Here is a 14494-nt window from a genome sequence, read left to right on the forward strand (position 1 = left end):
GCGTGAACGGTGAAACCTCCCACATCGGGCGCTACAGGTTGCTGAGCGTGCTGGGCCGGGGTGGGATGGGCACAGTCCATCTCGCCGAGGACCCTGCTGGGCAGCGGGTCGCCGTCAAAGTGATCAACCCGGAGCTCAGCCAGCACGAGCAGTTCCGCATGCGCTTTCGCAGGGAGGCCGATGCGGCGCAGCGGGTGCGCAGGTTCTGCACGGCCGCGGTGATCGAGGCCGCACTCGACGGCGGGCAGCTCTACGTGGTGACCGAATACGTGCCGGGGCCGAACCTCGAGGAGGCCGTACGCCAGTCGGGCCCGCTGCGCGGCTCCAGCCTCGACGCGCTGGCCGTCAGCGTGGCGACCGCGCTCACCGCCATCCACGGAGCCGGTGTGGTGCACCGGGATCTCAAGCCGTCCAACGTGCTGCTGTCCCCCGTCGGCCCGCGGGTGATCGATTTCGGGATCGCGCGGGCGCTCGACACCCTCGGGGGCGTCACGGGCACCGGCGAGCTGGTCGGCACGCCTCGCTACATGGCTCCGGAGGTGCTGCGGGGCGAGCCGGTGTCGCCGGCCTGCGACGTGTTCTCGTGGGGCTGCCTGGTGGCGTTCGCGGCGAGCGGACGGGCGCCCTTCGGGGGCGACACGCTGCCGTCGATCGTCTACCAGGTGCTCAACACCGAGCCGAAGCTGGACGAGGTCGAGCCCGGCCTGCGCGAGCTGGTCAGGGCCGCGCTGCAGAAGGATCCGGCCCTCCGGCCGACCGCTCAGCAGCTGCTCGACCACCTCGTCGGGCGCTCGGCCGCGCCGGAGCAGGCGGCGCACACCGTACAGGTGGCCTGGCAGCGCGCGACCACGCCGTTCACCGGCGTCGCGCCCGGCGGGACCAAGCGGCGTGGCAAGCTGATCGGCGTCCTCGCGGCGGCCACGGCGGTGGTCGTGGTCGGGGCCGTGGCCACCTGGGCTGCGCTCAGGCCCGGCGGGCCGCCCGAGGACCTGGCCGTTCTCTATCGCGAGGACTTCACGCAGACCTCCGGCGGCTGGAACGGGATCTACGATGCCGACGAGAGCGCGAGCTACGGCTACCGTACCGACGGGACGTACGGGCTGGACGTGGAGGACGGGTACGAGGAGCGGCGGACCAAGGCTCCCATCCCCTTCCTCATCGCCACCCCGACGACCACGCCGGACCCCTCTGCCACGCCCACGCCGATGCTGCCCTCGTCCGTCGTCGTCGCCGCCACCGCCGAGGTGAAGAAGTCGACCGGGACCGGCGAGTACGGCATTTACTGCCACAACTCCGACAATGACGACACCTATTACGAGTTCGCCCTCGACACCACCGGCAAGGCCCGGATCCGCCGGATCGTGAACGGGTCGGGCGGGACGCTGGCCCAGCCCGTACAGGTGGACGGGCTGCCCGGCAAGGCCAGGATCGTGGCGTCGTGCGCGCAGTCCGGGTCCTCCGTGCGGCTGACGATGTGGGTGAACGATCGGCAGGTGCACGAGGTGGATGACCCGAACGGCATCGGCAACGGGTATGTGGGGGTGTTCGCGCGCACGCCCAAGGGCAGCGAGTCGCTGCTGAAGACCACGTTCGACGACTTCGAGCTACGCGGCCAGAAGGAACCCTGACCCGAGCTCTGGCCACTGACCGGCTATCGTCCGGCCACGGAATCCCGTCCTGTCCGGCCACGGGATCCCCGTCCTGTCCGGGTTCGGAATCCCCGTCCCGACCGGGTACGGGACCTCCTTCCCGACCGGATACGGAGCACCCGTCCCGACCGGCCACGGACCCCTGGCCGGCTCCCGGCCTGCCTACAGGACGCCGGCGCGGGCTGCGGCGAGTGCCGCGTCGGCGGCCCGGTCGGCGTCCCGCTCGGTCACCGGCTCGTGCGCGACGAACAACCGGTAGTAGACCGGGGCGACCGCGACCCTGATCACCTCTCGCACATCGATGACATCGGGCAGCTCACCTCTCGTGATCGCCCGCCGCACCACCTCAGCCGACTGCTCGTGGCGGGCCACGAAGAACTCGTGCAGCGCCCGGGCCGCATCTGCGTCCTGTACGGCGGCCGCCACGAACGCCGCCGACACCGGCCCCAGCTCCGGATCGTCGAACCCGCTGCGCACCAGCTGGACGATGCCCCGCAAATCGCCCTCGATCGAGCCGGTGTCGGGGATCGGCCACGGCTCGTCCTTGGCCAGTTCGAGCGCATCGGAGATGAGCCCCGCCACACTCCCCCAGCGCCGGTAGACGGTCGTCTTGTGCACGCCTGACCGCTCGGCCACGTTCTCGACCGTCAAACCCCTGAAGCCGTGCTCGGCCAGCTCGCCGAGCGTGGCCTGCCGTACGGCGTCGCGCACCCGCGCACTTCGCCCGCCTGGCCGCTTGTTCGATTCCAAAAACTACTCCAGTTGCGTTAACGTCGCCTGCGTGGCACAGTAAAGCTACAACAGTTGCGATTGGAGTTCCATCCTGATCAGCCTCAAAAGGGTTTCCAAGTCTTACGGCGAGCGGGCCGTCCTCACCGACGTCAGCATGTCGGTGGGGCCGGGCGAGCGCGTGGGCATCGTCGGCGAGAACGGCTCGGGCAAGTCCACACTGCTGCGGCTCCTCGCCGGGATCGAGCGCCCCGACGACGGCACGGTCACCGTGCCTGAGGACGCCGGCTACCTCGGGCAGACCCTCGAGGAGACGCTCAACCTCCCGCACGGACGAGCGCAGGACCGCCCGTACGACCACATGAACGACCGGACGCAGGACGGCTCATACGACCGTGTGAACGACCAGACTCTGGACCGCCCGTACGACCGTGTGAACGACCGGACTCAGGACCGCCCGGACGACCGTGTGAACGACCAGACTCAGGACCGCCCGGACGACCGGACACAGGACCTCCAGTACGCCTGCTCGCACGAACGAACGCCGCACCCGGCACACGACCGGACGCACGACCTGTTGCACGAGCAGGCGCACGGCCTTTCGCACGTGCACGAGCAGACGCACGACCTGCCTCACGTGCACGGACAGGGCCACGACCTGACGCACGCGCGCGGACAGTCGCTCGATTCGCCTAGCTCGCATGAGCGGACGCCCGGCCCATCGGTCGACCCGGTGCTCGGCCACACGGTCCAACAGGCGATCGACGCCGCGCTCAGTGACCTGCGCGCCATGGAGCGCAGGATGCGGGAGCTGGAGTCCGACCTTACCGACGACGTCATGGACGAGTACGGCGAGTTGCTCACGGCGTTTGAGCTGCGGGGCGGCTATGAGGCGGACGCGCGGGTCGACAAGGCGTTCCACGGCCTCGGGCTGGCCCACGTGGGTCGGGAGCGGGTTCTGTCGAGCCTGTCGGGTGGCGAGCGGGCGCGGCTTGGCCTTGCCTGCGTGCTGGCCGCCGCGCCCCGGGTGCTGCTGCTCGACGAGCCGACCAACCACCTGGACGAGTCGGCGCTGACCTGGCTGGAAGACCGGCTGCGCGAGCACAGGGGCGCGGTGGTCGTCGTGTCCCACGACCGCATCTTCCTGGACCGGATCGCCACGGCGGTGCTCGAGGTGGAGGAGGGCTCCATCACCCGCTTCGGCGGCGGCTACACGGGCTTCCTCACCGCGAAGGCGGCGGCCAGGGCGCGCTGGGAGCAGTCGTACGCGACCTGGCAGGAAGAGCTGCGGCAGTTGCGGGAGCACACGGCCACCACCGCCCATCGAGTGGCGCCTGGGCGGGTGATGCGCGACAACAACAAGATGGCCTACGACCGGAACGCGGGGCGGGTGCAGAGCTCGGTGGCCAGCAGGGTGCGCAACGCGTACGAGCGGCTGCGCAGGCTGGAGGAAAACCCAGTGCCGAGGCCCCCGGACCCGCTCCGCTTCCACGGCACGTTCACCAGCCGCCCGGAGGACTCGCACACGACCGGCAACCCGCGGGAGCACTCGCGCGCACCCCGCAACCGGCCAGAGGCGTCGCGCACGTCCGGCAACCAGCCAGAGGAGTCGCGCACGTCCGGCAACCAGCCCGGAGACTCGCTGTCGCTCGGCGGCCGTCCCGCAGAGTCGCACACGTCCGGCGACCGGCCCCAAGAGTCGGGCCCGCTCGGCGGCCGTCCCGAAGAGACGCGCACGTCCAGCGGCCCTTCCGAAGAGTCGGGCCCGCTCGGCGGCCGACCCCAACGGTCGGGCACGCTCCGCAGCCGACCCGACGACTCGGGCACGTTTGGCGGCCGGGCAGCGGCTTCGCGTGCGCTTGTCGAGTTGCGCGACGTCCAGGTCGGCGACCGGCTGTACATTCGCTCGCTGACCATCGGGAGCGGTGATCGGCTGCTGGTCCGTGGCGCCAACGGCGCGGGCAAGTCCACGCTGCTGCGGACCATCGCCGAGCATGCTCGCGGACGGGTCGGCCACCTGTTGCAGGAGGACACCTTCGACCCGGACCTGACGGTGCCGGCCGCCTACGGGTACGGCTACCCGGACGAGCGCAGGGCGGCCCTGCTGCGCACCGGCCTCTTCAAGGCGCACACGCTCGACCAGAAGGTGGGCGCGCTGTCGGTCGGGCAACGGCGCCGCCTGGCGCTGGCCCGGCTGCTGGCGGGCGAATACGACCTGCTCCTGCTCGACGAGCCGACCAACCACCTGTCGCCGGTCCTGGCCGAAGAGCTTGAGCAGGCACTCGCCGACTACCGTGGCGCACTCGTCGTGGTGTCGCACGATCGTGCGCTCAACCGGCGCTTTCGAGGAAACGAAATCCAGCTCTCAGGGGGACGCATATGCTGACCATGATCGACGAAGGCGCACCGTACGGCATCGCGGCCGGGCCCGATGGGGCGCTCTGGTTCACGCTCGTTCACCAGGGGCGTATCGGCAGGCTGGTGCCCGGACAGGACCCGGAGATCCATCAACTCGACCCGGCCGACGGGTTGCCGACCGTGATCACGCCTGGGCCCGACGGGGCGATGTGGTTCACGGAGTACAAGGGCGGGCGGGTCTGCCGCATCACCGCCGACGGGCAGGTGACGGCCTACCCGACGAGTTCACCGTACGGGCTCGTCGCCGGCCCTGACGGCGCCATGTGGTTCACCCAGATGGAGCCGGGAAGGATCGGCCGCATCGGGCCCGACGGGATCCTGACGGCGTTCGATGTGCCGGTGGAGGGTGGCATGCCCTCCTTCATCGCCGCTGGTCCCGACGAGGCTCTCTGGTTCACCCTCAACCAGGGCAACGCCATCGGGCGCATCTCGTTGTCGGGCGAGGTGAGCGTTCATCCCCTCCCCACGGAGGGGGCCGCGCCGGTCGGGATCACGTGCGGGCCGGACGAGGCGCTCTGGTTCGTCGAGATCGGTGCGGGCCAGGTCGGGCGGATCGACACGTCCGGCAAGATCACCGAATTTCCACTCCCGGACCGGGCCGCTCGTCCGCATGCCATCATCACGGGTCCGGACGACGCCCTCTGGTTCACGGAGTGGGGCGCCAACCGACTCGGCCGCATCACCACCGACGGCGACATCAAGGAATACCCGCTCCCTGAGTTCGGGACGGTTGAGACGGTCGGGGAGGGCGATGGAGCGGCGCGTAAGGCCGAGCCGCACGGGCTGACAGTGGGCCCGGACGGGGCGATCTGGGTGGCTTTGGAGGCGGGCGCCCTGGCCCGGATCGCTGGAGCTTGACCCGTCTGACCGCGACTGATGTGTGGGACACACGCATGAGCCGCACTTGTCCTCGAGAGAGCATGAGGAAACACGTATTTTAGGCACCCCCACGTGTCGGGCATTGGGGCGAGGGGAGGAATGCCCCTGCAAACGTCGCCCGTGTGAAAGGGATGCCGCCGTGGGCCAGGATGCCGATGTGCTGATCGTCGTACCCGCACCCCAGCAATTCCAGAACGCCACCGGCATCTCCTGGTGCACGGCTTCCGACGGCGACTCGGGATTGGTCATCACCGGTTTCAGCGAGGACGGAAAAGAGGTGGGAAACCTCACCGCTGCATTCTCGGGCGGCATCACGCTGGCCATCGCCGAAAACTCCGAGCGGGCCACGCTCACGGGGAGCATCTCGGCGTCAGAGGAGTACGGCTACGAGGTGGACGGCCAGGAGGTCGGGCAGTGGGGAAGCTTCGTCATCCAGAGCAGCCAGGCCGAGGGTAATCCTGCTTTCTCGGAACTCCTCCAATCCTGGGGTCTCCTGGGCGATGCGTTCATCACCGTTGGATATGCGCTCAAGAATGGCGGCACAGGCGGTGGAAACACGCAGCGGGTCTCTTGCCGGGCTCTTGCCACGGGAATCCTTCTGGAAGGCGTCAGATATATCGTCGACGCGGGCAATAATCAGGAATGGGGCAGGATAGGGGATGCCACTCTCGCCTACCTCGGCAACGGTTGTGGCTCCGTCTCCACGTGAGAATGCGGGACGGGTGGCGCGCGGCGCCGACCAGCCCAACTGGTGAACAGGTGAACGGCTGACCGACCCACGGCCCGACGGCCCGACGGCGAAGCGGTCGGTGACGGGCGCGCCGAGCGCCGGGGGCGGGTGGCACATGCGGGCGCAGGCGGAGTTGACTAGGGGCATGCATGCCATCACCATTTCCGCCCAGGGCGGCCCCGAGGTACTCAAATACGTCGAGCGACCCGACCCCGTCCCCGGCGCCGGGGAGATCGTGGTCGACGTCGCCGCCAGCGGCGTGAACTTCATCGACATCTATCACCGCTCCGGCGCATATCCCCTCAGCCTGCCCACCACCATCGGGTCCGAGGGCGCCGGCACCGTCTCCGCGCTCGGCCCCGGGGTGCAAGGGGTCGCCGTGGGCGACACCGTGGCCTGGGCCAGCGTGCTCGGGAGCTACGCCGACAAGGCCGTCGTGCCCGCCGACCGGGCCGTGCCCGTGCCGGACGGGGTGCCGGCCGAGGTGGCGGCCGCGGCGATGCTGCAGGGCCTGACCGCCCACTACCTCACCCACTCCACTCACGAGGTACGCGCGGGCGACCAGGTGCTCGTGCACGCCGGAGCCGGCGGCATGGGGCAGTTGCTGGTCCAGCTGGCCAAGCTCAAGGGCGCCAAGGTCTACGCCACCGTCTCCACCAGCGAGAAGGAGAAGCTGGCCCGCGAGGCGGGCGCGGACGAGGTGCTGCGGTACGAGGACTTCGCCGAGGCCCTGCGCGGCAAGATCGACGTGGTGTACGACGGCGTCGGGGCGGCCACGTTCGACGGCGGGCTGGAGGCGCTGCGCCCGCGCGGCCTGATGGCCCTGTACGGCGCCGCCAGCGGCCCGGTCCCCCCGATCGACCCCCAGACGCTCAACAAGCAGGGCTCGCTCTTCCTCACCAGGCCCACGCTCGTCCACTACATCGCCGAGCGCGCCGAGCTGCTCCAGCGCGCCTCCGACCTGTTCGGCTGGATCGCCTCGGGTCAGCTCGCCATCAACGTCTCGCACCGCTACCCGCTGTCCGAGGTACGCCAGGCGCACGAAGACCTCGCGGGCCGCCGGACAACCGGGAAGCTCATCCTCATACCCTGACCATCATGGACATCGCCGGATCGATCTGGTCGTTCGCCGCCGTGGTGGCGCTCCTCACGCTCACCCCGGGCCTGGACACGGCCCTCATCCTGCGTACGTCGCTGCTGGCGGGCCGGCGCCCGGCCTGGGGCGTGACGCTGGGCATCCAGCTCGGCACGCTCGTCTGGGGCGTGCTGACCGCGGCGGGGCTGTCGGCGCTGCTGGCGGCCTCGCAGACGGCCTACGACGTCCTGCGCTGGGCCGGTGCGGCGTACCTGGTGTGGATGGGGTTGCGCATGCTGCTGGCCAAGGACGGCGCGGAGGGCGTGCCCGAGCAGGAGGCGGTGGGGTTCGGGAAGGGGTTCACCCGCGGGCTGGTCACGAACCTGCTCAATCCCAAGGTCGGGGCGTTCTACGTGGCGATGCTGCCCCAGTTCATCCCGGCCGAGGCTCCGCACGCGGTCATGGGGCTGCTGCTGGCCGGGGTGCACGTGGCCGAGGGGCTGGTGTGGAGTGTTGTGCTGATCGGGTTCGCGTCGCTGATGAGCGGGTTCCTGCGCACACGGGCGGTGCGGCGCTTCCTCGACCGCCTGACCGGCGTGGTCATCGTCGGTTTCGGCGTCCGGCTGGCGCTCACCGACGGCTGAGCCCCCCACGCTCACCGACGGCCGAGCCCCCGCCCCGTCGTCCCGCTTGCGCTCACCGACGGTTGAGCCCCGCGCCGGCGTCCGATCGGCCCTCATCGACGGCCGGCCGAAGCCCCGCCGGAGCCCCACCGAAGCCCCACCGCCGGTCGGCGCACGTCCGGCAGCGGTCTCAGGAGGAGAAGCCGGCGGGCCAGCCCAGCAGGCGGGCGCCGAGGACGGCCGTCTCCAGGGTGAAGCGCTGCGTCGGGTCGTCCGGCGAGAAGCCGGTCAGGCGGCGGATGCGCTCCAGCCGGTACGTGACCGCCCGCGGGCTGAGCCCCAGCCGCCGGGCCGCGGCCGTCTGGTTGCCGTGCGAGGCGAAGATGGCCTCCAGGGTCTCCAGCAGCGGCTCGTGCCCGCCCCGCGCCCCCAGCAACGGGCTCAGCACGCTCGTCACCAGATCCTCGATGGCGCTCCTGTCGCGCAACAGCACGGGGAACACCAGCAGGTCGGCGGCCTTGACCACGTCGATCTTGAGCTTTAGCCCGTCGGCCAGCTCCAGCGCCTGAGCCGCCTCCCGGTACGACGCCACCACACCGCCCGGCCCCCGGTGCGCCCGTCCCACGCCGACCCGCCACCCGGCCGGGAAGCGGGCGCGTACGTGATGGGTGAACTCGCCCACCGCGGCCGGCAGGGTCGCGGGCGCCACGCAGACCAGCAGCCCGTCGCGCACGGCCACGAGCACGTTGTGCGAGCCGAACCTGGCGATCAGGTCCCGCTCGATCCGCTCCTGGTCGCCTTCGCGCAGGCCCCTGGCCACGGCCACCACGTACGACTCGGCCAGCCGCAGCCCGAAGTGCTCCGCCCGCTCGGCCAGCCGCTCGGCCCGCCCCTGGAGCAGGTCGTCCACGAACTCCCTGCGCGCCGCCTCCTCGGTGCGGATGGCGACGAGCTGGGCCCGCTCGTACCCCTCCATCAGCGCCGACACCGCCTTGCGCAGCGCGGGCAGCGCCCCAGGCAGTCCCTCGCCGTCCGCGAGCGCGCCGTCCACCAGCAGCCGCAGCGGGATCCCGAGCTCGGCGGCCCGCGTGCCCGCGGCGCGGTAGGCGTCGAGCGCGGCGCGATCCGGTAAGCGCCCGGTCGCGGCGGACTCGGCCAGCACCTTGCGATGCCCGCCGAGCAGGTCGGCGGGCATCTCGGAGATCGCCATCACACTCCCACGTCGCGCCTGTCGAACGCGAGGACCGCAGTGAGCGCGAGCACGGCCGTCGCCCCCGCCAGGACAAGGTAGTCCCCCACCGGCAGCCCCTCGTAGAGCGGCCTGCCCTCGGCGTAGTAGTGGAACGGCGAGATCCACTTCAGCCACGAGATGGCGTCGACGTCGCGGCCGATCGTGACGACCATGTAGCCGGCCACCACCCACACCCCGACCACGGCCGAGGCGACCAGCCGCCGCCCGGTGGCCGCGCCGACGGCCAGCGCCACGGTGCCGAACAGCAGCCCGAGCAGCAGCACCCCCGTGTGCGCCGCCAGCATCCGGTCGAACGGCACCCCCATCTCGACGGCCTGGCTCATCGCCCACGCGACGGCCAGGGTCACGCCGGCCACCACGAGCATCCCCGCCACCAGCGCCGCGAACCTCTCCAGCACCAGCCGCCGCCGGTCCACGGGCAGCGTGACGATCAGCTCCAGCGTGCCGGTCTCCTCAGGCTGCGCGATGGCCCGGTTGGCGAGCAGCGTCGCGCACACGATGAACAGCACCGGGACGAAGAGCTGGTAGACGACCGACTGCAGGTAGCCGGCGCCGCTCACGAAGTCCTGGAGACCGCCCATGAGATCTTTCAGGGCGCCGGGGAACTTGTCCATGGCGACCTGGCCGTAGGTCTCGGGGTTGAGCTTGACGCTGGCGTACGTGCCCAGATAGAGGCACATGAACAGGCTGATGCCGACGGACCAGAGGATCAGCGCCCGCCGGTTGTCACGCAGACTCTTGGCGATCATGGTGCCGCTCCTCGTCGCTGTAGTAGGTCAGGAAGATCTCCTCCAGGTCCGGCTCCGCGCTGACCATGTGCACCACGGTGAAGCGGGCCGCCGCCTTGATCAGCGCGTCCGGGCGCCCGTCGATCGTGCAGTGCACGCTGGCGCCCTCCACGCGCAGGTCGCGCACGCCGGGCAGGCTCTCGAAGGCCGCCCGCGGCACCGGCGCGTCGAAGTGCAGCTCGACCCGGCGCACCGCCTTCTCGCGCAGCGCCGCCACGTCCTCCACCGCCACCAGGCGGCCGGAACGTACGATGCCGACCCGGTCCGAGACGCTCTCGACCTCGGCGAGCACGTGCGAGGACATCAGCACGGTACGGCCGGACTTGCGCACCTCCCTGACCAGAGCCAGGAACTCGTGCTGCACCAGCGGGTCGAGCCCGCCCGTCGGCTCGTCCAGGATCAGGAACTCCGGCTCGTGCATGAACGCCTGGATCAGCCCGACCTTCTGCTTGTTGCCCTTGGAGAGCTTGCGCATCTGCACCGACAGGTCGGCGTCGAACCGCTCGGCCAGCTCGTGGATGCGGGACTCCGGCACGCCGCCGCGCACCTGGCCGAGGAACCGCAGGTAGTCCCTGGCCCGCTCGCGGCCTTCGAGCGCCAGCTCGCCCGGCAGGTAGCCGATCCGCGCCCGGACGGAGGAGTCGCGCGGGTCCGCGCCGAGCACGCGTACCGTGCCCCGGGTGGGCCTGATCACGTCGAGCAGCAACCTGAGCGTGGTGGTCTTCCCCGCGCCGTTCGGCCCGAGATAGCCGAAGATCTCCCCCGGCTGGATCTCCAGCGTGAGATCCTCCAGACCTCGGCGCCTGCCGTAATACTTGGTCAGCCCTTCGGCTTGCACCACTGCTGTCATGGCGGCATCGTCCCGCGCGCCGGGCGGCCCGTCACCGGACGGGTTCGGCAGGCTGCCGATGGCTTTGCTTCCGGGACGCGGCAAGGAGAGGGTGGGGAATGTGGAGACCGCGTTCGTGCTCGGTGGCGGCGGCGTGCTCGGCGCTCACGAGGTGGGCATGCTGCAGGCCCTCGACGAGGCGGGCATCAGCCCCGACCTCGTGGTGGGCACGTCCGTGGGGGCGCTGAACGGCGCGCTCATCGCCGCCGCCCCCGCCGAGGCGGTGGACCGGCTGACGTCCCTGTGGCGCTCGGATGTCGTCCGTACGGCGTTCGCCGGCTCCTGGGTCGCCCGATTGTCCACGCTGGCCAAGACCCGTACCCATCTGCACCCGATCAGCCCGCTTCGCGAGCTGCTGAGCAAGACCGTGCGGGTTTCCCGGATCGAGGAGCTGGAAGTGCCGTTCCAGTGCGTGGCGGCCTCGGTGGAGCGGGCGGCGGCGCACTGGTTCACCGAGGGGCCGCTGGTGGACGCGGTGCTGGCCTCGTGCGCGGTGCCCGGCCTGCTGCCGCCCGTGGTGGTCGGCGGCGAGCACTTCTACGACGGCGGCCTGGTGCACAGCATCCCGATCGGGCGGGCCGTTCAGCTCGGTGCCAAGCGCGTCTACGTGCTGCACGTCGGGCGGATCGAGCGGCCGCTGTCACCGCCGCGGCGCTTCTGGGAGGTGGGCATGGTGGCCTTCGAGATCGCGCGCCGGCACCGCTTCGCCGAGGACATGGCCACGCTGCCGCCGGGGGTGGAGGTGCACGTGCTGCCTGCCGGGGTCACCGAGCCGCTGTCGCCGCTGCGCTATCGCAACCTCTCGCAGATCTCGGCCTACATCGATCGGGCGCACGAAGCGTCTTCCCGCTACCTGCGGACCGGGGCAGGATGAAAGGTGAGACCGTTCAGGGAGGCCCATGTTGCTCCCCCCTCGCATCCTCCGCCGGCTCGTGCTGGCTCCGCTGGTCATCGTGGTGACCGTGTTCATGCTGGTGACGCTGCCGTTCTGGCTCGTCGTCACCGCAGCGGCCTCGCTGCGCCTGCCGCCTCCGCAGCGCAGGGGCCTGAGGTTCGTCTGGTTCGGGGTGGCCTGGCTGACGCTGGAGTCGGCCGTGCTGATCGCGTGCTCGTGGCTGTGGGTGGCGGGCGGTGCGCGCCGCCAGGAGCGGCACTACGCGCTGATCAGGTGGTTCCTGGCGAAGGTGTACGCGGCGGCGGTGCGGATCTTCCGGCTGACGCTGGACATCCAGGAGCCGGAGCTCACGCATGACGAGCAGGCCGCCCGGCTGACCCGGCCGATCATCGTGCTGTCCCGGCACGCGGGCCCCGGTGACTCCTTTCTGCTGATATTTCATCTTCTGGAGCTCTACCGGCGGCGTCCCCGCATCGTCATGAAGGCCGCACTCCAGTACGACCCCTCGCTGGACGTGGTGATCAACCGGCTGCCGAACGCGTTCGTGCCCCGCAAGGCCGGGCACAAGGGGGTCATCGAGGAGATCCGCCGGCTCTCCGCCACGATGAGCGACGAGGACGCGCTCGTGATCTTCCCCGAGGGCGGGAACTTCACCCCGCGCCGGCGCCGGCTGGCGATCAGGCGGCTGGAGGAGAAGGGGCTGGCCGAGGAGGCGGAGCGGGCGCGGGGCATGGATCACCTGCTGCCGCCGCACCCGAACGGCGCGATCACGGCCATCGAGGCGTGCCCGTCGGCGGACGTCATCTTCGTCGCGCACACCGGGCTCGACGATCTCATCACGATCGGGGACGTCTGGCGCAAGCTACCCTTCAGCGCTCGGATCACCGCGAAGTGGTGGCGGGTGCCGGCCGCCGAGGTGCCACGGGAGCGCGAGGACCGGATCCGCTGGCTGTACGACCACTGGGAGCGCATCGACGCCTGGATCGCCGCCCAGCGCATGGCCAAAACCGGCTGAGCGCTAGGCGCCCGGCGGGCCCGATGGCAGGGCCGGGACCTCCGGCGCGCCCGGCGGCAGGACCGGGACCTCCGGGGTGCCGTCCTGGATCAGGCGGAGCAGCGCGCCGGTGTCCAGGTGCCGCTCGACCAGGTCGCCGAGCGCGTCGAGCCGCTCCTCCCTGAGCCGGGCGAAGTCCGTGTCAGGAGCCGGTACGAAGTCCCGCCCGGCCCGCTCGGCCACGTCGGTCAGGAAGGCGCGCCGGAAGCCGTCGTTCTCCAGGGCGCCGTGCCAGGTGGTGCCCCACACGTTCCCGGCCCGGCACCCGTCGAGGAACGGCTCGCCCCCTTCGACCGTGGCCCGCCCGTGGTGGATCTCGTACGCGGCCACCCGATGCCCGTACGCCGTGCCCTCCGGCCGGCCGAGCAGCTTGTCCTGGGCGAACTCCACCCGCACCGGCAGCCTCCCCAGCCCGTCGACCCGCCCGGCGCCCGACTCGACCGTGTCGACGATCTGCCTCCCGAGCATCTGGAACCCGCCGCAGATCCCCAGCACGGGACCGCTCCGCTCCGAGATCGCCGCCGCCAGCCCCGTCTCGCGCAGCCAGGCCAGATCGGCGACCGTGGCCCGGGAGCCGGGCAGCACGACGAGATCGGCGTCGTCCAGCTCGACCGGATCGGTCACGAACCGCACCACCACGCCCGGCTCGGCGGCCAGCGCGTCCAGGTCGGTGAAGTTCGAGATCCGCGGCAGCCGGACGACCGCCACGCGCAGGGTCTGCCTCCCGTGCGGCCGTCCCGCGGTGACCCGGCGGCCGTCCAGGTCGAGGGAGTCCTCCACGTCCAGCCAGAGCCCGTCGAGCCAGGGCAGCACGCCGTACACCTCGCGGCCGGTCACCCGCCTGAGCATGTCGAGGCCGGGCTCCAGCAGCTCCTTCGCGCCGCGGAACTTGTTCACCACGAATCCGGCGATGTGTGACTGGTCGGCCGCGTCGAGGAGGCCCACCGTGCCGTAGAACGCGGCGAACACCCCGCCCCTGTCGATGTCCCCGACCACGATCACGGGCAGGTTCGCGGCTCTGGCCAGGCCCATGTTGGCGATGTCGCCGCGGCGCAGGTTGATCTCGGCGGGGCTGCCCGCGCCCTCGCAGACGACCACGTCGTACTGCTTCCTCAGCCGGTCGAGCGCCTCCAGCGCGGTGGCGCGCAGCAGGTCTTTCAGCGCGCCGTACTCCATCGCGTCCACGTCCGCCACCGGGTTGCCCATGACGACGACCTGGCTGCGGCGGTCGCTGCCCGGCTTGAGCAGGATCGGGTTCATGTCGGCGACGGGCTCCAGGTAGGCGGCCTGCGCCTGCATGACCTGGGCCCGGCCGATCTCGGCGCCGTCGGCGGTGACGTACGAGTTGAGCGACATGTTCTGGGCCTTGAAAGGCGCGACGCGGACGCCCCGGCGGGCCAGCCAGCGGCAGATCCCGGCGGTGACCACGCTCTTGCCCGCGTCGGAGGTGGTGCCCGCGACCAGCAGCGCTCCCGTGATCTGCGCGTCTCCCATGCGATCACCGTATCGGAGC

The 14494-nt window shown here is 71.1% G+C and carries 13 protein-coding genes; 8 read left to right on the forward strand and 5 right to left on the reverse strand.

Going from position 1 to position 14494, the window contains the following annotated elements:
- The first annotated feature begins 2 nt into the window (after positions 1-2).
- Positions 3-1628, forward strand: coding sequence for a serine/threonine-protein kinase (locus tag ETD85_RS13150; protein WP_240779123.1), 1626 nt, complete (start codon positions 3-5; stop codon positions 1626-1628).
- A gap of 183 nt (positions 1629-1811) precedes the next feature.
- Here the strand turns inward: ETD85_RS13150 and ETD85_RS13155 are convergent, their stop codons facing one another.
- Positions 1812-2360, reverse strand: a complete 549-nt coding sequence (locus ETD85_RS13155; protein WP_138689979.1) for a TetR/AcrR family transcriptional regulator — start codon at positions 2358-2360, stop codon at positions 1812-1814.
- Between the two features lie 115 nt (positions 2361-2475).
- On the opposite strand from ETD85_RS13155, the gene ETD85_RS13160 reads away from it, so the two are divergent.
- The 5 genes from ETD85_RS13160 (at position 2476) to ETD85_RS13180 (ending at position 8124) form a co-directional block, all read left to right on the forward strand.
- The gene (locus ETD85_RS13160) at positions 2476-4764 is read left to right on the forward strand and encodes an ABC-F family ATP-binding cassette domain-containing protein (RefSeq protein ID WP_338087142.1); all 2289 of its coding nucleotides are present in this window, start codon (positions 2476-2478) and stop codon (positions 4762-4764) included.
- A 2-nt stretch (positions 4765-4766) separates the two neighbouring features.
- A complete protein-coding gene (locus ETD85_RS13165; protein WP_138689980.1) occupies positions 4767-5654 on the forward strand; it encodes a Vgb family protein in 888 nt (295 codons plus the stop codon).
- Positions 5655-5814: 160 nt separating this feature from the next.
- Positions 5815-6384 carry a hypothetical protein gene (locus ETD85_RS13170; RefSeq protein WP_138689955.1) on the forward strand — a complete coding sequence of 190 codons (570 nt, stop codon included), beginning with the start codon at positions 5815-5817 and terminating at the stop codon, positions 6382-6384.
- 166 nt (positions 6385-6550) lie between these two features.
- Entirely contained in the window at positions 6551-7498 is a 948-nt protein-coding gene (locus ETD85_RS13175; protein WP_138689956.1) for a quinone oxidoreductase family protein, read from the forward strand.
- A 5-nt stretch (positions 7499-7503) separates the two neighbouring features.
- The gene (locus ETD85_RS13180; protein WP_138689957.1) at positions 7504-8124 is read left to right on the forward strand and encodes a LysE family translocator; all 621 of its coding nucleotides are present in this window, start codon (positions 7504-7506) and stop codon (positions 8122-8124) included.
- 169 nt (positions 8125-8293) lie between these two features.
- Here ETD85_RS13180 and ETD85_RS13185 read toward each other — a convergent pair whose 3' ends face one another.
- The 3 genes from ETD85_RS13185 to ETD85_RS13195 are packed head-to-tail and all read right to left on the reverse strand — an operon-like array spanning position 8294 to position 10993.
- The gene (locus ETD85_RS13185) at positions 8294-9313 is read right to left on the reverse strand and encodes a PucR family transcriptional regulator (protein ID WP_138689958.1); all 1020 of its coding nucleotides are present in this window, start codon (positions 9311-9313) and stop codon (positions 8294-8296) included.
- The gene (locus tag ETD85_RS13190; RefSeq protein WP_138689959.1) at positions 9313-10104 is read right to left on the reverse strand and encodes an ABC transporter permease subunit; all 792 of its coding nucleotides are present in this window, start codon (positions 10102-10104) and stop codon (positions 9313-9315) included. Before ETD85_RS13190 ends, ETD85_RS13185 begins: the two co-directional genes overlap by 1 nt.
- Positions 10082-10993 (reverse strand): ABC transporter ATP-binding protein, encoded by a 912-nt coding sequence (locus tag ETD85_RS13195; RefSeq protein ID WP_138689960.1) that lies wholly within the window; start codon positions 10991-10993, stop codon positions 10082-10084. The genes ETD85_RS13190 and ETD85_RS13195 overlap by 23 nt, the downstream gene beginning before the upstream one ends.
- Before the next feature lie 100 nt (positions 10994-11093).
- Between ETD85_RS13195 and ETD85_RS13200 the strand changes: the two genes are divergently transcribed.
- Together ETD85_RS13200 and ETD85_RS13205 are read left to right on the forward strand one after the other, a co-directional pair.
- Positions 11094-11906, forward strand: a complete 813-nt coding sequence (locus tag ETD85_RS13200; protein WP_240779124.1) for a patatin-like phospholipase family protein — start codon at positions 11094-11096, stop codon at positions 11904-11906.
- A gap of 25 nt (positions 11907-11931) precedes the next feature.
- A complete protein-coding gene (locus tag ETD85_RS13205; protein WP_240779125.1) occupies positions 11932-12942 on the forward strand; it encodes a 1-acyl-sn-glycerol-3-phosphate acyltransferase in 1011 nt (336 codons plus the stop codon).
- Between the two features lie 3 nt (positions 12943-12945).
- Here ETD85_RS13205 and ETD85_RS13210 read toward each other — a convergent pair whose 3' ends face one another.
- Positions 12946-14475 (reverse strand): cobyric acid synthase, encoded by a 1530-nt coding sequence (locus ETD85_RS13210; protein WP_138689961.1) that lies wholly within the window; start codon positions 14473-14475, stop codon positions 12946-12948.
- Positions 14476-14494 lie beyond the last annotated feature (19 nt).

This window comes from Nonomuraea zeae (assembly GCF_005889725.1).
Taxonomy (GTDB): domain Bacteria; phylum Actinomycetota; class Actinomycetes; order Streptosporangiales; family Streptosporangiaceae; genus Nonomuraea; species Nonomuraea zeae.